The organism is Flavobacterium dankookense (genome assembly GCF_004362665.1).
Lineage (GTDB): Bacteria > Bacteroidota > Bacteroidia > Flavobacteriales > Flavobacteriaceae > Flavobacterium > Flavobacterium dankookense.
The window spans coordinates 426,252-448,301 of record NZ_SNXR01000012.1; the positions used below are offsets into that span (position 1 = coordinate 426,252).

Annotated in this window: 12 protein-coding genes; 2 read left to right on the forward strand and 10 right to left on the reverse strand. The window is 33.8% G+C overall.

Features of this window, described 5'->3' with window-relative positions:
* Positions 1–25 precede the first annotated feature (25 nt).
* A complete protein-coding gene (locus BC748_RS05940; protein ID WP_133532548.1) occupies positions 26–943 on the forward strand; it encodes a PorP/SprF family type IX secretion system membrane protein in 918 nt (305 codons plus the stop codon).
* A gap of 19 nt (positions 944–962) precedes the next feature.
* Positions 963–2,828, forward strand: a complete 1,866-nt coding sequence (locus tag BC748_RS05945) for an OmpA family protein (RefSeq protein ID WP_133532549.1) — start codon at positions 963–965, stop codon at positions 2,826–2,828.
* Positions 2,829–3,115: 287 nt separating this feature from the next.
* On the opposite strand, the gene BC748_RS05950 is transcribed toward BC748_RS05945, so the two are convergent.
* The 10 genes from BC748_RS05950 to BC748_RS05990 all read right to left on the reverse strand — a co-directional run bounded on the left by BC748_RS05950 (position 3,116) and on the right by BC748_RS05990 (position 21,844).
* A complete protein-coding gene (locus BC748_RS05950) occupies positions 3,116–3,304 on the reverse strand; it encodes a hypothetical protein (protein ID WP_133532550.1) in 189 nt (62 codons plus the stop codon).
* Between the two features lie 212 nt (positions 3,305–3,516).
* Positions 3,517–3,693, reverse strand: coding sequence for a hypothetical protein (locus BC748_RS14165; RefSeq protein WP_162846419.1), 177 nt, complete (start codon positions 3,691–3,693; stop codon positions 3,517–3,519).
* 194 nt (positions 3,694–3,887) lie between these two features.
* A complete protein-coding gene (locus BC748_RS05955) occupies positions 3,888–5,996 on the reverse strand; it encodes a capsule assembly Wzi family protein (protein ID WP_133532551.1) in 2,109 nt (702 codons plus the stop codon).
* A 17-nt stretch (positions 5,997–6,013) separates the two neighbouring features.
* Positions 6,014–6,757 (reverse strand): deoxyribose-phosphate aldolase, encoded by a 744-nt coding sequence (gene deoC, locus BC748_RS05960; RefSeq protein ID WP_133532552.1) that lies wholly within the window; start codon positions 6,755–6,757, stop codon positions 6,014–6,016.
* Between the two features lie 77 nt (positions 6,758–6,834).
* On the reverse strand, positions 6,835–7,233 hold the full coding sequence (locus BC748_RS05965) for a VanZ family protein (protein ID WP_133532553.1): 399 nt from the start codon (positions 7,231–7,233) through the stop codon (positions 6,835–6,837).
* Positions 7,205–7,585, reverse strand: coding sequence for a glycine cleavage system protein GcvH (gene gcvH / locus BC748_RS05970; protein WP_133532554.1), 381 nt, complete (start codon positions 7,583–7,585; stop codon positions 7,205–7,207). Before gcvH ends, BC748_RS05965 begins: the two co-directional genes overlap by 29 nt.
* A gap of 54 nt (positions 7,586–7,639) precedes the next feature.
* On the reverse strand, positions 7,640–14,902 hold the full coding sequence (gene sov, locus BC748_RS05975; RefSeq protein WP_246014008.1) for a T9SS outer membrane translocon Sov/SprA: 7,263 nt from the start codon (positions 14,900–14,902) through the stop codon (positions 7,640–7,642).
* 3 nt (positions 14,903–14,905) lie between these two features.
* Entirely contained in the window at positions 14,906–15,487 is a 582-nt protein-coding gene (gene ruvA, locus BC748_RS05980) for a Holliday junction branch migration protein RuvA (RefSeq protein ID WP_133532555.1), read from the reverse strand.
* Between the two features lie 83 nt (positions 15,488–15,570).
* A complete protein-coding gene (locus BC748_RS05985) occupies positions 15,571–17,868 on the reverse strand; it encodes an NADP-dependent malic enzyme (protein ID WP_133532556.1) in 2,298 nt (765 codons plus the stop codon).
* Positions 17,869–18,661: 793 nt separating this feature from the next.
* Positions 18,662–21,844 (reverse strand): reprolysin-like metallopeptidase, encoded by a 3,183-nt coding sequence (locus BC748_RS05990; protein ID WP_133532557.1) that lies wholly within the window; start codon positions 21,842–21,844, stop codon positions 18,662–18,664.
* Between the last annotated feature and the right edge of the window lie 206 nt (positions 21,845–22,050).

A 22,050-nucleotide genomic window follows, 5' to 3' on the forward strand; every position in this document is an offset into this window, starting at 1 on the left:
ATAAATGAAACAAAACAAATTTAAAATGAAAAAAGTATATTTCATTGCCTTTTTAACACTAGTAGGTTTTACTGAGGTTAGCGCACAACAAGATCCGCATTATACTCAATATATGTATAATATGAGTGTTATGAATCCAGCGTATGCAGGTTCTAAAGAAAACATTTCTGGCGGATTGTTATATAGAAAACAATGGGTTGAACTTGAAGACGCACCAACAACAGGAACATTCTTCCTTCATAGTCCTGTCGGTAGAAATGTTGGATTAGGTTTTTCAGCAATCAATGATAAAATTGGTCCAGTTGAAGAGACAAATTTATATGGTGATTTCTCATATACATTAAACTTAGGTGGTGAACACAAACTAGCTTTCGGATTGAAAGCTGGTTTGACCATGCATAAAGTAGATTTTGATGTGATTAGACCAACATTACCAAATCCTGCTGATGAAGCTTTTGGACAAAACCCTAATGCTACATTTTTTAACCTTGGTACAGGAGTTTTCTATTATACAAATAAATATTATTTAGCTTTCTCCATGCCGAATATGTTAAAAGCTAATTATTTAGATTTTAATGGAAGAAAGTATGGAACTGAAAACTTACATTACTTTTTAACTGGAGGATACGTGTTTGATTTAAATCCTAATTTAAAATTCAAACCATTTGCAATGGTAAAATCTTCTGTTAATGCACCAACGTCTCTAGATTTATCTACAAACTTTATGTTTAATGAAAAACTAGAACTAGGAGCAACTTATAGACTTCAAGACTCATTTGGAGCAATGGTAAATTTTGCTATTACACCAAGTTTAAGAATTGGCTATGCTTATGATCATGTTGTTTCTGATTTAGATATTGCAACACCGTCTTCTCACGAATTTATGTTATTATTTGACATAAGCTCTTCGAAAAAGGTTTCACAATCACCTAGATATTTCTAACCAATAAATCAGTAAAAAAATGAAAAATTTATATATAGCATTAAGTTTTGCGGTTGGAACATTAACAATCTCTGCACAAAACAAAGACACTAAAACAGCTGATAAGTTATACAAGAGATACGAGTATGTTGATGCTGCAAAAGAATACCTAAAGTTAGTTGAAAATGGTAAATCTGATGGATATGTTTACAAACAATTAGCTGATACTTATTACAATATGTTTAATCCTGACGAAGCTGCTAAATGGTATGCTAAAGCGGTTGAAACAACTCAAGATGCAGAAACTCATTATCGCTATGCACAAATGCTGAAAGCGAATGGAAAATATGAAGAGTCTAACAAACAAATGCAAAAATTTGCTTCAATGTCGCCAAGCGATTCTAGAGCAAAAGCATTTAAAGAAAATCCTAATTATGTTCCAAGAATTTTAAGTAAAGCAAAAGCTTATAATGTTAATTCTCTTGATATAAGTACTGATAAGTCAGAATTCGGTCCTGTTTTATATGATAATGCATTCTATTTTACTAGCGCAAGAAATGGTGCTAGAAAAAATTATGGTTGGACAGACGAACCTTTCTTAGATATTTATAGAGCTGATTATAACGAAGATGCAACTATAACTAATGCCTCTACAGTAACTAGCCTAAATTCTAAATGGCATGATGGACCAGTTACTATCAGCGCAGACGGAAACACAGCTTATTTTGCAAGTGATAGTTTTAGAGAAAGCTCTTTCTTGAAAGATAAAGAAAACAAGTTAAAACTAGGTAAAAACAGTATTTATAAAGCAACAAAAACAGGTGATACTTGGGGTAACATTACTTTATTACCTTTCAATTCAAAAGAATATTCTTGTGCTAATCCAAGTTTAAGTAGAGATGGAAAAACGTTGTATTTTTCTTCAAATATGCCTAATAGTATTGGTGGTGTAGATATTTGGAAAGTAGCCGTTAAAGAAGATGGAACTTTTGGAACACCTGAAAATCTTGGCTCAAAAGTTAATACAGAAGGAAATGAAACCTTTCCATATATTGCGGATGATAACAAAACCCTATTTTTCGCATCTTCTGGAAGACCTGGTTTAGGTGGATTAGACGTTTTTGAAATTGACTTAACTAGTGGTGAAGCTTCAAACATGGGTAAACCTGTTAACTCTGAAAAAGATGATTTCTCTTTTTCTTTCAACAGCAAAAAGAATGTAGGTTTCTTGGCTAGTAATAGAAACGGAAATGATGATATCTTTGGTGCAATACCAGTTTGTGGTGTTGATGTAATTACAGTAGTTACAGATGCTAAAACAGGTGCTATTTTAAGTGGAGCTAAAGTTGCTATCCTTGATGATAAGAAAAACGTTATAACAACTGAAACAACAACTGCTAATGGTGAAATCAAATACAGAGTAGAATGTGATATGCCTTATGTTGTTCAAGTTTCTAAAGATGGTTATGAAGGTAACACTTTTGCTGTAGCAAAAAGCAAAGGACCAACTGCTAAAGTTGATGCAGCATTACAACCTATTGATGTAATTGTTACACCAACAGAAATTGTATTGAAACCAATCTTCTTTGAATATGACAAAAGCAATATCACACAAGAAGGTGCATTTGAGTTAGACAAACTAGTTCAAGTAATGAAAAACAATGATAAGTTAGTTATTCTTGCTAAATCTCACACTGATAATAGAGGAACTGACAGATACAATATCAATTTATCTGATAGAAGAGCAAAATCAACAGTTCAATACATCATTTCTAAAGGAATTGACGCAAGTAGAATTTCTGGAAAAGGAATGGGTGAGTTAGAGCCAAAAGTTGATTGTGGCGCTGATTGTACTGAAGAGCAACATGCTCAAAACAGACGTTCAGAATTCTTAATAGTTAAATAATTATACTTCTTTTTTATAGCAAAAACCCCAAGCCGAAAGGTTTGGGGTTTTTGTTTGATTTTATTTTAATATAATATTTGTTTAGGGTTGTTTTATACATGTTATTTTCCAGCTAACCTCATTGAATAGTAAATCTTCCTAAAATCAATTTTTAGTTTGTCAAAGAGCTCAAAATTACTCTTGTAAAACGCAAAATAATTTTAAATAGCGATTAATTATACATTATAAATCAATCGTTAATAAATGAATAATGTTATGTCAGTTAAAATATGAATATATTATTTCCTTTAAAAACGTAATTGAAATCCTAATCCGTTTGTATTTGTGATTAATTTTAGTTCTGGTTTTTGGAAATAGGTTACTTTTTTATCTAGAATTTGGTTGTATTGATTTATAGCTGTTTTGATTTTTTTTGTTCCGCCTAACTTAACAGGAAGACCAACAGCACTAGTAGCCAATCCGACGATTAAAAACAATGGCGAACCACTTTTTCATAATCTGCGGCAGAAAGATTAGATAATCCGCCACCAAGAAACATTCCTATACTAACACCAAGGAGAATAGCACACAAATTAGTTTCCTTCTTTCCTTTTTCATAAAGCGATAAGATAGTTGTATTTCTTTTTAATAGTGTAGAAATCTTTTCTGATGTTAGTTTTTGGCCGTTTAAATAAATTTCATTAGCCGATTAAAATTCTAGTTTTTCTGCTAGTCCTATTGAAGTAGTTGTCGCTTTTTTAACTGTATCGTTTGATATTCTGGTTATTTGTTGATTGGTATCTAGTTTAACTACTTTGGCTGTTTGATAAATCGTTGTTCCATTTTCATCTATTATTTTTTTTATAGAATTAAGGGGAAAAGTCATCAAGGTTTGTGAAACTTCATTAAAATATGATGCATTCTGCTTATCAATAGTTAGGTTTTTAAAGTCTAAAGTAGTGTTGCTATTAAAAGTGATATAACCAAATTTGACAACTTTCTTTTTTTGAGAAAAAGAAAAGTTGACGCAACATAATGCGATAACAATAAAAAGTTATTCATCTCAATAAGTTTTTACTGTTAATAATCAAAATACCAATTAAATATATCACAACGAACACCTAAAGATAACCAAGTAGTTGATTCTTTGAAATCGGTCAGCGTTTCAGCATTTGGTGAAAAGTTTCTATAAATAACACTTCCAAAAAGTTTTAGATTGGTAGCAGGATTTATTAAATATCCAGCTTGTAAATCGGCGATAAAGATGGTTGTTTTATTTCCTTGACCAATGTTTACGCCAGTATCTAATGGTCTGTTTACATCATAATCTAAATAGATATTACTTCCATAATTAGCGTTATCGTCAAAATCTAAACCACGTTGTCCAAAAGTGATTTTAGCATCGGCAAAATATCTTCCTTTGTTGTAACGAGCAATAGCAATAAACTCTTTAAAATTACCACCCCAATTGTGTCCTAAACTTTGGTTATTGTGTCCATAGTTGGTTATTGGTTCGCTATGCGCATACACATACGGACGAACATGATTATATTCTAATTGAAGTAACAGATTTTTGATGTTGAAAGCATGGAAGTATTTTGCGCCAAGTTGGTATCCAAATTTGTTTTTCCAGCTTTTTTCACCTGCTTTAATATCATTTAAAGAGAATTCATCTAACAAAAATTGTCCGTAAAAGTTAACTTGATTGTTGAACTTGTATTTTGATGTAAGTCCAAGCAACGCATTTCCGCTTCGAGATGATGAACCGAACTCCACTGCACGATAGAAAATAATTGGGTTAACAAAACTCATATCAAAACCACGATCGTTCTGATTGGTCCATACAACCGATTCGAAGAAACCAAGATTTAATTTCTTAGTCACATTTAAACTTAAATAATGACTAGCTACATACTTCGTAGCATACGTTCTATCAAGAGTCACTTCTGGTCGAACATCTTTTAGCCAAGTATAAATATTGGTATATTTTATTTTCCAGAAGGTCGTGTTCAATTTCACATAAGGATAAGGACTTGCACCATCACTTAACAGTAACGAACGATAACCATCACCAATAAAATTGCGACCATAACCTAAATTTAAATTGATGAATTTACTTGGCGTAAATGCTAAATTGGCTTCCGCCAAAGGAAAATCATAAGCATCTGATTTGAAATCTTTTGCAATTCCAATTCCAGGAATAATAGCAGGATTTCCCCCAGAAGGTTTTATCGATTCGGCATAACGGTTAAAATAACCAGCAAATCGTCCTTGACTTTCATAAATAGTTGTGGTGAAATTTATTGTTTTTCCCAATCCTCCATTAAATTGTATTCCTCTAGTATTCACGAAAGTGCTATTGGATTCATCCGATTGACTTCTTCCTAATTGTAAATCTAGAATTGGGTTTAGCGTAAACCAATAATCTTCACCTTGGATTTCGACTAAATTTTCGTTCCAAAGTTTTTTTCCCCACCAACCTGATTTGGATTTGTATAATTTTTCGTTTTCGGCTTTTAGATTATAATATTTAGAAACATCGGCATAGGCAAATGGTTTGGAACTTGTGTGATTGTTTGCCCCAATTTGGTTCATTTCATCATCAAATTGCGCATAATAACTATGTGAAAATGGAATATTCAAATGACTTTCAAATTGTGGTTTGTCAAACGTTTTATAGTTTATACCATCTACTTCATTCAATTCTTTATTGTTTGGAAAATATCTTTTTGAATTGGATTGCGTAATAGCTTCTGCTTCTTTTGCTGCTTGAATTTGAGCAATACTTTGCAACGGAATATTTATTTTTATCGTATATTTTGAATAGGTAGGTTTTCCATTGTAAGTAGGTGGACTTACTTGAGGCATTTTCCCAAAAACAGCTTTACTCTCTGTAATTAAATCTGCTTCATTAGCATCAACATATTGAACTACAAATTTACCTTGGTCAGTAACTTCAAAAAGAACAATCACACTTCCTTTGTATTGCTTTTCTGCCAATGCGTCAGAAACCTTGAAATTGTTGTAAACAAAATCATGTACTTGATTATAAAAACAAGTTTCTAAACTTGTGTTTTGTTGTCCTTCGCAATCAGGAAAAACAGGAAAACGTTCTGATATACTTGAATTTTCTTGCGCATTAGAAATGAATGCTGTTAGTATAAATAGTAGTACGATTAATTTTTTCATAAGTAATAAAACTAAATTTAATAGTTATTGGTTGAAACGTTTCCGTTAGCAATGGTTTTGGCAGCAGAAGTTCCAATTCTTTTAACACCTAAGCGAATCATTTCAGCTACATCTTCATAGGTTCTAACACCACCAGCTGCTTTTATTGGTAATGGTGAAGCATTTTCAATCATCATGATGATAGCAGGTATTGTAGCTCCATTTGGCAAACCATTTTCTGTTTTATAAAAACCTGTCGACGATTTGACAAAAACATTTTGATATAAGTCTTCTTTGAAATTTGCTATTACTACATTTTTTATTAAAGCCGAGATTTGAATGATTTGCGCATCGGTCAAAGCAGCCACTTCAATAATCCATTTGGCTACTTTGTGATTATGAAAAGCATGTCGAGTAAGAATAAAAACTTCATTTTTTACCAATTCTATTTCTCCTTTTTTAAATGCTTCATAGTTACAAACAAAATCCAATTCATCGGCACCATCTAAAATGGCTTGTTCCGCTTCGTCAATTTTTTCGTCTAAAGAATTAGTTCCATCTGGAAAAGAGATTACTGTTCCAACAAGCACTTTGGATTTTTTTTCGTCAATCATTTTTCGTGCCATCTTAACCATATTTGGACGAATCATAATAAGTTTAAAGTTTTCATCAATAGCTTCTTGAATAAATTGCTTGACAATTTCGGTATTTTCTGCTTCCGAAACGCCAGCTTGTTCTGCCGTTTTCAGATAAGTAGAGTCGAGATAGTGTTTAATATTCATGTCTTTGCTATTAATCAACTGTTTGTAGGGTATAAAAGTAAAAAAATCCCATCGAAATGGGACTTTTAATTCTATTTTTAATTTGATTGTTTTTTTAGCGTTTTTTTAGCTATTAGTCCGGCAACTAAAGCTCCAAAAGTATTGGACAATACATCAAAAAAATCTGCTTGTCTTGTTGTTGTAAAAATTCCTTGCAAGAATTCTATGCTTACGCCAAATAAGAAAGAACAAAAAATTATTGTTGTTATCAATTTTACCGTTACTACTTTTCTGGAAGCAAAAAAATAAATCGCCCAAAGCAGTGTAAATAAAAAATGAAATCCAAAATGAACTACTTTGTCTAATCCAGACACTTTAATTCCTATAGAAGGTAAATCGCTGTCTTTAACTAAGCATAAAAGCGCAATTGTAACAGTCCAACTAACTGCTAAAAAAAAACAAGTTTTTTTATGCTCCGATAAGTGCTTTATAATCATCACTTGATAATAGTTGGTCAACTTCTGAAGTGTCAGAAATTTTAAGTTTAATCATCCAACCTTTACCATAAGGATCAGTATTTACGCTTTCAGGATTCGATTCTAACTCATCGTTAAACTCAATCACTTCACCAGTTAAAGGTAAAAACAAATCAGAAACGGTTTTCACTGCTTCAACTGTTCCAAAAACTTCGTCTTTGTTTAAGGTTTGATCTAAAGTTTCTACTTCAACATAGACAATATCGCCTAATTCTTTTTGTGCAAAATCGGTAATTCCTACGGTTGCTACTTCACCATCAATTAGAACCCATTCGTGGTCTTTGGTGTATTTTAAGTTTGCTGGTATATTCATTTAGTTTATTGTTTTAATGTGTCAAATTTAAGATTTTAATTTTGGATAAAAACTTTAGTTTCCAAAATTATATCGCATCGTAAATCCTGCTCTAATATTTGTTAATGGAAATGAGGTTGAAATTACTGGTTTTGAGAACGAATGATCGTAGAAGAAAATGGCAGTTAAGTTTTTACTAAACGAATAATCGGCAGTTAATCTTGCAGACCAAAGGTTTTGTCCACCACCAAGTTGATTGTTATCATAATCTAAATAACGAACTATAGTTTTACTATTTCTATACGAAAAATCAATTTTAACATTGATATCACTTTTAATGATTCCCGTTGGATTGTCAGCTAGTTGAGAGGAAAAGATAACATCTTTTATACGGTATCCAAATCCTAAAATATATTCTAAACCTTGAACCTCTGTCAACAAATTATTATCAAAACTTAGTGATAAACTTCTGTCTTTCTTCATTTCGGCAAGAATTTTTAATGAATTTTTCATTTCAAAATCAACTCTAATTAATGGATTGAATTGTTCTACTAAGTTAGCATTTCCAATGATAGTTTGTCGTTGATAATTTCCTCCAGCATCTACTTTGTTGGGGTTAGTTCTATCATATTCTAGATTAGAACGAAATGAATTTAATGTATAAGATGCACGATAAGCATGTTGAATAGAAAAACGTTTGAACGTATCTTTGAAGAATTTATAACGCATTAAGCCAGTATATTTTACTGTCCAGTTTGGAATTGGAATGTTTCTTAATGCGCTTAATGAAATATCTTTAGCACTATCATTAGCTCCAGTTGAATATAAGCCAGTATATGCTGCAAGAAAAGCTGGAAGTAAAACGGCTTGACTGTTTTTGCCAAATCCAATTGGATAACCTTCTGCATCTCTTGAATATGAAGTATTTCCATAAAATTGTGTCGCTAATCTATCAGCAATAAAAATTCGGTTTCCTCTAAAATCATTAAAAGCAGAGGAGAAATTTTCGTCACTAACTTTGAATGCTGATTTTAACATTACCGTTGAGATTTCAAAATTCCCAAAACTATATGGTGAGCGTGATTCGTAGACTCCACCAACAGCATCATACTGTTCGGAATAGTTATCTGCATAAGCTCTTTTGGCAGTTAAATCAATTTTAAAATCAGGAAATAAATCTACGTTTGCAGTCATATCAAGTGTTTTAGTAACCACTTGTGTATAGTTTTGATTAAAGTCTGGATAATCAGTTAACCAACCATTTTTTGCAGCTTCATAACGTACATCATCTTGTGACCCAAAAATAAATCCTATTCCTGGTTTTGATGAACCAAAGAAACCTAAACTTGGTAAAAATCCTGGAAGAACTGTTCCTTCGTTTTGTGTATAGTTAATTTGAACGTTTTTCACACTTGTCAAAACACCTTTCAATCCATCAAGAAACACATTTGTTGATTGTACAGGTTGCGCTTTAGTATTTGTTATTTTTTCTCCTGGTTTTGGTGCTGCAGGTTTTGGCGCATTCGCTTTTGGTGTTTTTTTGCCTAAACCAATGTACTTATAAAACGTTTCCATATTGAAAGCAGTATTCAATCGATGCGCTCCTGAGTTTTGAACAGTGTTTCCTAAATTATATTCAACACCATTCAGAGGAACTGTCTCAAATGCAAGCGATGCTCTTTGCCAACTGTAACCACCAGTATAAGAATAAGTAGGTTTGACAAACGCTAGTAATGGAATTTTGTTGATTGGCAAATCATAGTTTATTACAATTTGTTGGTTGTGTTGGTTAGGTGTTCCAATGTTCCAAAAGTCAGTCCAAACAGTATATGAATTATCTGGTTGGTTATTTTCGTCAATGTAACTTCTAACAATATTTTGAGAAGCTGCTGTATAATTTATTTTCAGTGCTTTGGTCAAATTATAATTAAATCCATATTGATAATTGAACGAATAATTTCTTCTGTACAAAGCATCAAGCGGCAAGCCAACTTCAACTTGTCTGAATTGTTGTTTATTAAATTGTCTTATAATATTCGAGCTAAAAGAAATATTGGTTGGTAAATAATTAAAGTTAAATTCTCTTAACAATTTCCAATAATCACTTTTCTTGAACACTTTTGTATTCTTAAAAGGTTCAATTGTTTTTGGTTTGAATGTGTAAGTGTAATCAACAGTTGTATTAACTTGTTGGTCTATAAAATTTTCAATTTCAAAGTTATGTTTTTTAATCTCATTATAAGAATAGGACAATGTCAAATTCTCAGGGTCGTAAATGCGTTGTTTTTGTTCTGGAGCTCTTTCTTTTTTTACACCTATAAAATTGATGCTTTTTCGTTTGGTATAATCTATTGCTCTTTTTTCAATATTATCTCTTTCTGCAGAATCTGAAGTATTATCTAAAAGTTGTTGTAATCTAATATCTTGATTGAATGGATCATATTCTGGTGTGATAATTTCTTCTCCAACAGCATAGTTGAACGGTAGGTTGATTCCCCATTTTTTTGGGAGTAATTTACCTAAACTAACATTGGTTACTAAATTATATTGTTGAATATCTTCTCTACTTCTTTCATTTGGTCCTTCTTCTAAAGCGCCAAATCCAATGGTACTCATTCTTCCTGTAGCAGAAAGAGTGGCAAAATCAGCCATGTTTGCATCCATGTTTAACACTGCGGCCATTCCGCCTTTGTTACTCATATCTGCTAATCGCAATTCGTTGAACCAAACTTCTCCTTTTACACCATCAAGAGTTGTATTGTTTCTAATACCAACCATCAAGGTTCTAACTAATCCAAAGTTTGGATTTCCTTTAATACCAATTCTTAATTTTCCTCTAGAAGTATTGCTAGCTAATGAAGGATCTAAATCAAAATCATTTGCATATCGAATTCCATTATCATCTTCTGGTGGCGCACTTGGTCCCATTGCTAAAATTTTTAGCTTGGTTAACAAAGCAGTTGGTAAATCAATTTCATTCAATTCTGGCCATATGAGTTCCGGATCACCAGAACCAGTTACTGGAGTTGTAACTTTCAAGGGTATTTCAACTTCATAAAAGTTATCTGTAAAGTCATTTCCAAAACGTATAAAAGCAGCCATTTGGTCTTCTTGCAATTCTGGAGTAACACCTGGCAATGACTCTGCGTGTAAAAACATTTTCAATTTATTGAACTGACGCATGTCTATGTTTACGTTTTTGAAAACAGCTCTAGAATCGCCAGCCTCTAATCCATCACCTGAAGCTCTTAATGACAACGATTGCTCGTTTTGACTGATAATAGTATTGTTTTGATTTACTTGCTCACGAACAACTCCTGGTGGCGTTACATAAGGAATTGGTACACGTTGTGCATTTTCTTGGATGTTTACTGAAAGCACGTCAAAGTTTGTTCCATCATCTGCTGGATTATTATCCGTAAATTCAAATGAATTATCATAGCGTCTCCATTCGCCACGTACTAAATCTAATGCTCCAAAACGAATAGTAATTGGTTGTGTAAACCCTGTCATGAACATACGCATAAAACGAATAGAACGAAAATCTGAAATTCCACCAACAGCGTTTTCAAATTCTTTTACAGGAATCTTAAATTGCAACCAACGAGAACTTGTAGTTAGACCGTTTGGTAAATTTACGTTTTCAGTAAGTTTATAATCGGTGATGTAGTTGTTACCAACATTAGTTTCAGCTAAATCTGCTGGACTTACTTTAATGCTATATTCATAATAAGCATTAATTGTATTCATGGTATTGTCACGATTGATATCTTCAACATCTGGTAGCGTTGTTGAACCACGATTTGTATCTGTAACTGCAATTGGAGAATTTCCATCAACACCATTATAGTTTTTATAACGGTCAAAGATGCTACTTCCGCTCGCATTTAAAAAGTATTGATAATTATCCGCAGCTGGATCTGGCAATGAAGCAAATGCAGGATCGATACCAGCAAGTGTACTTTCAGCAGCATCATTTAATCCGTCAAAACCAACGTCTTGCGAACTTCTTGCAGCACCGTCAACATCAAATGCATAAATCAACGATTGAGCTGATGGAACTTTTCCCCAAACAGTTGAATTGGTTAATGATTGAGAAGCATTATCCGCTGGTAAACCATTTTCATATTGTTTGCGTTCGTCTTTAAGAACGTCTTCTGAAATTTCACCAAGATTGAAATATATTTTACCTGTATTAGCTGGATTAGAAACAGCATCAGGATTTGTTGGGTCAAAATAAGGATCCATAATCCAAAACTGGATGTATTCAACATTACTTTGTTCAAAGTTAGTGGAATTAATAGCGCGTGTTATTCCACCAAAATTTTCTTGAGGATTAGGTAATAAACCTGTTGAAGCAGCACTTGGATTATAATTATATGGTCCGCGTTCGGATGGATAATACGTTAAGTCTAGAGTATTAATTACTTGCGACTGTCCAACAGCTATCTGTTGATTTGGAAATAATTCATTGTTAAAAATCCTTCTCGTTGAGTTGAGTGAAATTCCATCTTGACCAATTTCATTTGGTGTTTGCACGTATATTGTTGGGTCAATGCTATACCAATTTAGTTTGGCTCTTTTATGACCGTATTCAAGTGATAGTGAATTGGCATTAAAGTTATAATCGATTGGTGTTGTTGGTGTTTCATCCACAATTGGTACGCTGGATAACGACCACGATAATGGTGAACGCATATCAATTGTTGTTTGTGAACCTTCAAAATCATCAACATAAACAGTTGACTCTCCTTCAAATCTATCTTGCTTAGGCGTATCAGGTTGAAGGAAAGCTATTTCTCCGCGCAATGATAAATTAGACGGAACATCAGTATCAATATTCGGTAATTTATTAGCTAATCTAGTTAAGAAAGGAACTTCAGTGGAGTAGTTTGCATTGAAACCAAAAATGGTATTGTTTACTGACTCTTGACCATAATTTGATTTTTGGGTAAATGGTCTTTCGGTCATTTTGATGAAAGTAGCACCAAGCATTAATTTATCTGAAAATTTATGCTCTACATTAATTCCCATAAAACGTCTAGTTTGCTGACCAAAAGTAGAGTTATTTTCAACCGAAACTTCGATTGGCGTATTTGATGCTTGTAAAGATGGATCTAAGATTTGAACTCTTCCAGCTTGGTAATTAACACTATAATCAACACCTTCTACCAAAAGTCTTCCGCCAGCAGTTACTACAACTGAACCTCTTGGAACGTTGAATGCACCAATTGGAATTCCATCACCACCAGCGGATTTGTATCTTCCTTTTAATTGAAATTTATTTCGAGTTGCATCTTGCAATGCGGCAGCTTGTGTGCTTCGATACATTTCACGGAAAACATATTTTGCTTGGTTAGCATTGAACGTTGCAGTTGTTGGCAATTGATCCGCTTCGTAGTTTTCAAAATAATTTTCCGTTGCATTCGTTCTTAATTTTTCGAATAAATGTTTACCAAATGGCTCAACGGTTGTAAAAATAAGTCGTCCATTTTGTTGGTCAACAGTTAATCCAGGCATAAAGTCGAAGAAACCATCACCACCTGCTTGTGGGTCATTATTATAATTTAATTTATCAATATTAAATACTTTTAGCAAAGGTGTTTGCTCAACATCAGCTGGTAAGGGCGAAGTTGTATTGGCCTGTGTTATATAGTTTAATGGCGAAGGATCAGTGTATAAAATGTTAAATCTAAAATCTTCTTGTTGCAGTTGATATCCACCAGGAATTTGGTAGATATTTTTCATTAATAGATTCCAAATCGGTTTTTTAACGTTGGTTAAGTTACTTTTCAGCATTTTTAGTATCAAACATTGTGTTGAAACATTTGGATCTGCTTCTGTTCCGCTAACTACTGTAGATTCAACTCCATCAGTTCCAAATTCTCCTACTTGATACACTTGGTCACCGATTGTATATTGATATGCAACTGCAAGAACTTCATCATTTGCTAACCGTTGTTGTAGTGAGATATAACCTAATTGTGGATGAAAAGTATATTCGTTTGCATTTAATTTTCTAGCGTTTTCAAGTTTGGAATAATCTGTTCCTTCACTAACAGGAACTGAGTTGTTAAATCCTTGACTAGTCGTTACAATTTCTCTAATATTTTGGTTTAAAAAAGAACCAGGTTGATTGATATTTGCCGGATCGTATTTGTTATTTTTATTAGCCGTTGGAGAATCTATTGGTGACAAAAAGAAACCAGGAATATCTAATGCGGCAATTGCTACTACATCATCATCTGGTAAACCAGTTAGTTGTGCTTCTCCTAAATCTTGAAGCGCAATAATATTTCTTAAATTATTGTTGGTTCCGTTTACGCGATTTTGCCTATTAGTAACCCAAACTTCCATACGAGTAATTTGAACTCTACTCTCAATGAATGGATAATTGGCAAGTGCTTGGTCATATTTACTTCTAAAAAATTGAGATAAGAAAAAGTGTCTGTCTGCATCATAATCTAGAGCAAACAATTCAAAGTCTTGAATAGTTCCACCGCCTTGAGAAGTTACCGAACGTGTTTGCGATTTTTGTTCAGAGAAAACTCCAGTAATGGTAGTCTTTCCGAATTGGAATTGTGCTTTTACACCAAATAAACTCTGCGCACCACGAATCAATGAATTAGTTAATGGCATACTAACGTTACCAACTTCAATTTTTTGAATGATATCGTCCTCAGTTGGTGAATATTCTAACTTGATTAAATTTTGAAAAGCAAATGTTGACTCAGTATCATAATTGGCATTTACGTTCAAACGCGTTCCAACTTTACCCATCAAACTCATGCTGATTCGTTGGTCAAAGTCAAAGGTAGTTTGCGCTCTATTTCTTGGTGAAAATGCTGGATTGTCTTGTTTAGTATATCTTGCACCCAAATCCATTTCTACAGAACCCGTTGGTTTTACATCTATAGTATTAGAACCAAAAATAGTTTCAAAGAAACTTGAATTAACGTAATATCGAGGCAATAAATCTTTTTTATCAGCATCCGTTCCTTTTCCATCAATGGCATTTGATTTTTTCTTGAAATAATCACGCATTGACTCTCTCAGAACTAATTCTTCGTATTCTTTTGGAGTTAAAATAATTGGATAATTGATGTTAAAACCATCGACTGTACTTGTATAAATATATCGGTTTGTGATTGGATCGTACGTATAAAGATCAACAACACTTGTAGGGTTTTTTATTTCAACTCTTCCTGTCGAATAACCAATGGTATCTTTTACAGGTTCATCTTCTTGAGAAAAGACATTGGCACTCAATAAAACAGCAAGTCCAATAAAAACCTTTTTAAGTTTTGATGATATAGTATTAAAGTAATTTGTTTCCAAGAATTATAAATTTTTTAATGCTTGTTTGATTATTGCCTCTACAGTTGCAGTAGGATTTTCATTTAGAATTTTCTCTACTAGTCGTTCGGATGTTTTTCTAGGATATCCCAAAACTTCCAAAGCAGATAACGATTCTTCTTTGTTTATATTGTGTGGTGCCATTGAAATTTCTTCCAAATCATAGATTTTTAACACTTTATCCTTCAAATCTAGAATAGCTCTTTGGGCTGTTTTCGCTCCAATTCCTTTGATGGATTGAATAGTTCCAACGTCGCCATTAGCTATAGCTTGTATAATTTGTTTGGGATCGATAGAAGAGAGCATTGTTCGAGCAATGTTAGCACCAATTCCTGAAACGGATAATAATAATTTGAAAATTTCTCTTTCGGATTTTTCTACAAAACCATACAACGAATGCGAATCTTCTTTTATCAGAAGAAAAGTAAAAAGTTTTATAAAATCACTTGATGGAAGTAACGAATAGGTATGTAGTGAAATGTTGACATGATAACCAACACCATTGCAGTCAATTACAACTTCTGTCGGCGATTTTTCAACTAATTTTCCTTGTATGTGTGCTATCATTTAATAAGAAATGTGAACCAAATATAACAAAATTCTTTTTGTAGTTGATTTACAATACAAAAACTAAAAAAAAATGTGATTTTTTATTTATTTACTGCCATCATTTTTAGTCGTTTTTCTTTCTCTTGCGCATCTACAACGGATACAGCAACCATGTTTACCATTTCTTCCACACTTGCTCCAAGTTGGAAAACATGGACAGGTTTATCCATTCCCATCATTATTGGTCCAACCGAGTCTACTTTATACAATTCCTTCAAAAGTTTATAGGTAATATTTGCTGATTCAAGATTAGGGAAAATAAGTGTATTTACTTTTTTTCCAGCTAGTTTTGAAAACGGAAACTTCTTCAGCAGCATTTCTGGGTTGAGTGCAAAATCCGTTTGAATTTCTCCATCAACGATCATATCTGGATAATATTTATGAAGATAAGCTACAGCTTCTCTAACTTTTGTAGCGCTTGGATGGGTCGAAGAACCAAAATTTGAAAACGAAACCATCGCAATTACAGGTTCCATACCAAACATTCGCACTGTTTTTTCAGTCATTAAAGCAATTTTTGCTAAATCATCGGCTGATGGATCTGGATTGATAGCGGTATCAGATAAAAACATTGGTCCACGATTGGTCATCATCATATTAGTAGTAGCAATCAGCGAAATACCTGGTGCTTTTCCAATAAGCTGGATTAACGGTTTAATGGTCGAAGGATAACTTCTCGAATATCCCGAAACCATTGCATCAGCGTCACCTTCGTTAACCATCATAGCAGCAAAATAATTGCGCTCACGCATCCATCGTTGGGCATCCAATTGCGAAATTCCTCTGCGCTGTCTTTCGTTCCAATAAATATCACCATATCGTGTGCGACGTTTGTCTTCCTCTTTCGTTTTTGGATCAATGATAGTCACTTCGGCGTCAAAACCGAGCTCTTCTTTCAGTTCAAGAATAACTTCTTTGTTACCTAATAAAATTGGTTTTGCAATACCATCTTCATAAGCAATTTGGGCTGCTTTTAACACTTCCAAATGATCGGCTTCTGCAAAAACTACGCGCTTTGGATTGGTTTTAGCACGATTAGTCAATAGTCGAACCATTTTATTATCAGAACCCATTCGTTCTAACAATTCGTCTTTATATTTTTCCCAATCCGTAATTGGATTTAATGCAACACCCGATTCCATTGCCGCTTTAGCAACAGCAGGAGCAACCATCGTAATCAAACGTGGATCAAACGGTTTTGGAATGATATAATCGCGACCAAAATTTAGTCGGGTTTCGCCATAAGCAATATTAACTTGTTCAGGAACGGATTCTTTCGCTAGTTCGGCTAATGCTCTAACGGCAGCCATTTTCATAGCTTCATTAATTTTTGTAGCGCGAACGTCTAAAGCACCACGAAAAATATAAGGAAACCCCAAAACATTATTCACCTGATTAGGATGATCCGAACGACCAGTTGCCATGATGATATCTTCACGAGTTCGAATAGCCAAATCATAATCGATTTCAGGAATTGGATTAGCCATTGCGAACACAATTGGATCTTTTGCCATGCCTAACAACATTTCAGGAGTTAGAATATTTCCAGCCGAAAGACCAAGAAAAACATCAGCATTTACTAGAGCTTCCGCTAAAGTCGTTCCTTGTTTTCCAGAAGTATATTTTTTTTGTAGGTCAGACAAATCGGTTCGTTCTTTGCTCAACACACCATCTTTGTCAAACATAATGATGTTTTCATATTGTACGCCAAGCAAAACATAAAGATTCGCACACGCCAATGCAGCAGAACCAGCACCAGAAACCACAATTTTCACTTCTTCAATTTTCTTTTCAGCCAATTCTAACGCATTCAACAAAGCTGCCGAGGATATGATTGCTGTTCCATGTTGGTCATCATGCATTATTGGAATATTCAATTCTTCAACCAAACGTCTTTCTATTTCAAAAGACTCGGGAGCTTTGATATCTTCCAGATTAATACCGCCAAAAGTAGGCGCAATATTTTTTACCGTTTCAATAAAAGCATCAATGTCTTTTGTTCCAATTTCAATGTCAAAAACATCAATATCGGCAAATATTTTAAAGAGCAATGCCTTTCCTTCCATAACCGGTTTTGATGCCTCTGGACCAATATCGCCAAGTCCCAAAACGGCGGTTCCGTTGGTGATAACGGCAACAAGATTCCCTTTAGAAGTATATTTATAAACGTTGTTTACATCTTTAGCAATTTCCAAACAAGGTTCGGCAACGCCAGGCGAATAGGCAAGAGACAAATCTCTTTGTGTGGCATATTTTTTTGTTGGAACAACTTTAATTTTTCCAGGAGTAGGTTTTGCGTGATATAAAAGTGCTTCTCTTCGCTTACTGTTCTTGTTCATTGTCTTTTTATTGGAAATACAAAGGTAGAAGACTGAATGTAAAAAGGAAATTTTTAACGGTTTCTTTTTTAGAGAATGTTGTATTGTTCGTTTAAAGTTGTTTTCAGAAGCGAATCACTTGCGCTGTCATGCTTTCCATATTCCCGCTGTTCGTTTCAATCTCTGCGAGGATTTCCACTTCCATCGTGGCTAAAAAATAAACTAGTTGAGTTCTTGGTTTCGTTCATCTCCAACTTTGCTTAATGCAAATCGAGTTTTGTTTTAACCAAATCAAGTAACTCTTAATCCAAATCGAGTTTTGTTTAAACCAAATCGAGTAACTCTTAATGTAAATAGAGTTTTGTTTAAACCAAATAGAGTTACTCTTAATGCAAATCGAGTTTTGTTTAAACCAAATCGAGTTACTCTTAATACAAATTGAGTTTTGTTTAAACCAAATAGAGTTACTCTTAATGCAAATCGAGTTTTGTTTAAACCAAATCGAGTTTTGCTTAATACAAATCAAATTCTCATAAGGCATTTTGTATTAAGACAGAGCCTTGCTCAGCGTAATGTTTTTCATGTCAATTCGCTCCGTACGTGTTTCTGACTTTGCAAAATGAAATTAATTATAGCAATTGTATTTCACACATGAATTTGAATTTAAATATTTTTCATAAAACAAATGCTAATCATCCAATGTTCAATAATTTTAAAAATTCAAATCAATCGACTGGTATGATGCTTCAGAATCATAAAAAAGCAAAAACCACTCTTTTCACAGAGTGGTTTTTAAGTAAAAGAATTGGTTAGGTTATTCTTTTATAAAACGTTTCGTAAGTGTTTCACCACCCGAACTAACTTCAATTAAGTAAGCGCCAGCTTTTAGTGAACCAACATAAATAGTGTTGTCCTCAATTTTTCCTTTGCTTAATTCTTGTCCCATAACATTGAATACTCTATAACTAGCTGTTTGATCTAAATCAGCAAGATGTAAAGCATCTCCTTTCACAGGATTAGGATACAATTTGAAAGTAAGCTTTGCTACACTTGGAGTTTCTTCATCAAATCGTCCAGAAGCAACAATGTTTACCGTATAATCTTCTACTTCTCCATAAGAGAATGTCTCACACGATGTTGGCGAAGCATTATATTTCATAGAAACACGCATTCTAGTTTGTCCAATTAAAGCAGTAGCTGGAACAGTAAAGCTTCCCGAAATCGGAGTAGCAGTTGTTCTAGTTCTATTAAACACTTGTTCCCCAGTATCAGCAAAATCACCATCTTGGTTATAGTCAATCCAAACTCTATATCCTTCGCTATAAACAGTTCCTGTCCATGCTGGAGTAATAGTAATGGTATTGCTTGTGCTACGAGTTAAATTAGTAGAAAGAGCAGTAAAGTTACCATAACCAGCGTTATTTCCTGATAAATTATTGATTGAACCTAATTGTACTCTGTTGATATACTCATCAGCAGTACTATTTCCTTTTGAAGCACAATAAGTAACCGTTGGAACGGCTAAAGTCGTTACACTAACTACATTGCTATCAGCAGAAATATTTCCTGCAGCATCTTTGGCTCTAACGCTAAATGAATAAGTAGTTGAAGCAGTTAAACCAGTCACTGCATAAGTAGTAGAAGCCGTTGAACCCAATAAAGTCGTTCCTCTATAAACATCATAACCTGTTACCGCTACGTTATCAGTAGCACCAGACCAAGATAGATTAGTTGTAGTAGTTGTAGTTCCACTAGCAGCTAATGTTGGAGCAGTTGGCGCAGTAGTATCTAGAGTAGGAGTAAGCGTAGTTACACTAACTGTATTACTATCAGCAGAAACATTTCCTGCAGCATCTTTTGCTCTAACAGTAAATGAGTAAGTAGTGGAAGCAGTTAAACCAGTCACTGCAAAGGTAGTTGAAGCAGTTGAACCTAATAAAGTTGTTCCTCTATAAACATCATATCCAGTTACAGCAACGTTATCAGTAGCACCAGACCATGATAAATTTGTGCTAGTTAATGTAGTTCCACTTGCATTCAAAGTTGGTGCAGTAGGAGCAACGGTATCTGTTGTTCCAGAGGTAATAGTAAAGTTAGTATTTGAAACATCAAAGAAAATATGATTAGTTCCTTTTACCATAATTCTATTGGTAGTTCCAGCAGTATTTGGAATAGTTACGGCCTGTGAACCATCGTTTGGTGTAGCCGCTAATAATGTTGACCATGTTGTTCCACCATCTGTAGAAATTAAAATATCTACGTTAGCACAATTTACTCCGTTGGCAGTTGTTCCAGCAACATTCCAAGTAACCGTTTGTGAAGTTCCTCCAACATAAGAAACTGCTGTGTTTGGAGCACTTACCGAAAATGGTCCAGCAGTTCCATTAACAGTAACAACCATATCATCACTATTATTTCCTGCACCTCCAGCTCTGTTATCACGAACAGTTAATCTGAAATTCATAGTTCTTGCAACCGAAGGCAATGCTTCTACAACAATTTCTGTTCCTTGTGTAGTTGTTGCACCAGCCAATACTCGTGATAAGTTTGGAAAATATCTAACAGGTGTAGTTGAAGAATTGTATGATCTAAATGTTGGACCTGTTGTTCTTGTAGCACTTGCTGCAGAACTTGCTCCTGTTGCAGTTGAAGCGGCGTTATCAAATTGTTCCCAATTATAGGTTAACACATCACCATTTGCATCTGTTCCAGAACCAGTCAACATAAATGGTGTGCTTTTAGGAATTGTATAATCTAAACCAGCATTTGCTGTTGGAATTGAGTTTCCAGTTGGAGTATTTGTTTGACAGGTTTTTGTTTTAACGTTGTTAGTTACTTGTTGGATACTTGCCGCGTGAAAATAAGCATCAGAATTGGTTTGAACATCCTGACTAGTAATACCAGCATATCCCATAATTGTCGAACCAGAACCTGGTTCCATGTTTACACCAGTTCCTTCATTACTCATAGAGAAAGTATGGTTAGCTCCAAATTGATGACCAATTTCGTGTGCTACATAATCAATATCAAATGTATCTCCTGTAGGAATTGTACTCGATGTAAATCCGCTTCCTTTTCCTGAAGCACAAACACATCCAATACATCCAGCATTTCCATTGTTTGAAGCTCTAACGAATACATGTCCAACATCATAGTTTGCATCTCCAATAACTGAAGTTAATGTGCTTTGCAGTTGGCTATTATAACTAGTAGTATATGGGTCAGTCGCAGCATCAGTATAAAGGACTAAATCATTATTAGCAATTAACACCATTCTAACTGCAAAATCTTTCTCAAAAATACCATTGACACGTGTCATAGAAGCGTTAATTGCTGCTAATGCTTGCGCTTTTGTTCCTCCAAAATAAGCGGCATATTCTCCGGTACACGAAACAGCCAAACGGAATGTTCTTAAGGTTGAATCATTTGCATTTCGTAACATCATAGTTGGACTAGAAATTGCATTATCAACTACAGAACATTCAAATTGATTTAAAGATTTACTTTTGTCTGCTCTTCTATAAACAGTATAAGTCGTTAAATCTGTAGAAATTGGTTCAATAAATTCAGCTGATTTATCTGGACTCAAAACCATTGATTTAAATCCTAATGGTGAAACACTAAAATAGGCAGTCGCTAAAGGATTGTCAATTCCAATTCCAATATAAGATTTTATTTCAGGATATTTTGCAGCCAATTCAGCTTCCATGGTAGTGTTTTCAAAAACTCTAAAACGCTCTAAATTTCCATCTGCATTTGGAATAGAAATTATGTTTTGAGATTGACCGTTTGCCATTCTCTTTGGTGCTGCATTCAGATTGGATCGCAGTGTGTTTAAGTTTAATTCAAAAATCTTGTTTTCAGGTAGTTGCAAGCTTTCTTCAAGCGCAACCATTGTGGTTTTTTTAGTGGTTGCATTCCAAAGCGTGCCTTTGCCTTGTGCAAAAGTCATACTTGTAAACGCTAGCAAAGCCACCGAGAGTAATTTGTACTTCATAATTTGTTTGGTTTTTGGTTAATTAGTGTGTCAAATGTATAATTAAAATTAAATTATCATAATTAATTTTAATAAAAATATTAACAATTCGATAAACTACAATTTAATTAATTGAGATATGTTTATCAATTCTTTTATTTTTATGCGTAAATCATATTTAATAATTGTTTTGTGTTTGATTATTTATAATTACTTTTAAATCAAAT

Bases quoted from the DNA above. Each gene is read 5' to 3' on its own strand.
- BC748_RS05955 (WP_133532551.1), bottom strand. From the start codon at position 5,996: ATGAAAAAATTAATCGTACTACTATTTATACTAACAGCATTCATTTCT.
- BC748_RS05945 (WP_133532549.1), top strand. From the start codon at position 963: ATGAAAAATTTATATATAGCATTAAGTTTTGCGGTTGGAACATTAACA.
- BC748_RS05985 (WP_133532556.1), bottom strand. From the start codon at position 17,868: ATGAACAAGAACAGTAAGCGAAGAGAAGCACTTTTATATCACGCAAAA.
- deoC (WP_133532552.1), bottom strand. From the start codon at position 6,757: ATGAATATTAAACACTATCTCGACTCTACTTATCTGAAAACGGCAGAA.
- BC748_RS05965 (WP_133532553.1), bottom strand. From the start codon at position 7,233: ATGATTATAAAGCACTTATCGGAGCATAAAAAAACTTGTTTTTTTTTA.
- gcvH (WP_133532554.1), bottom strand. From the start codon at position 7,585: ATGAATATACCAGCAAACTTAAAATACACCAAAGACCACGAATGGGTT.
- BC748_RS05990 (WP_133532557.1), bottom strand. From the start codon at position 21,844: ATGAAGTACAAATTACTCTCGGTGGCTTTGCTAGCGTTTACAAGTATG.
- ruvA (WP_133532555.1), bottom strand. From the start codon at position 15,487: ATGATAGCACACATACAAGGAAAATTAGTTGAAAAATCGCCGACAGAA.
- BC748_RS05940 (WP_133532548.1), top strand. From the start codon at position 26: ATGAAAAAAGTATATTTCATTGCCTTTTTAACACTAGTAGGTTTTACT.
- BC748_RS14165 (WP_162846419.1), bottom strand. From the start codon at position 3,693: ATGACTTTTCCCCTTAATTCTATAAAAAAAATAATAGATGAAAATGGA.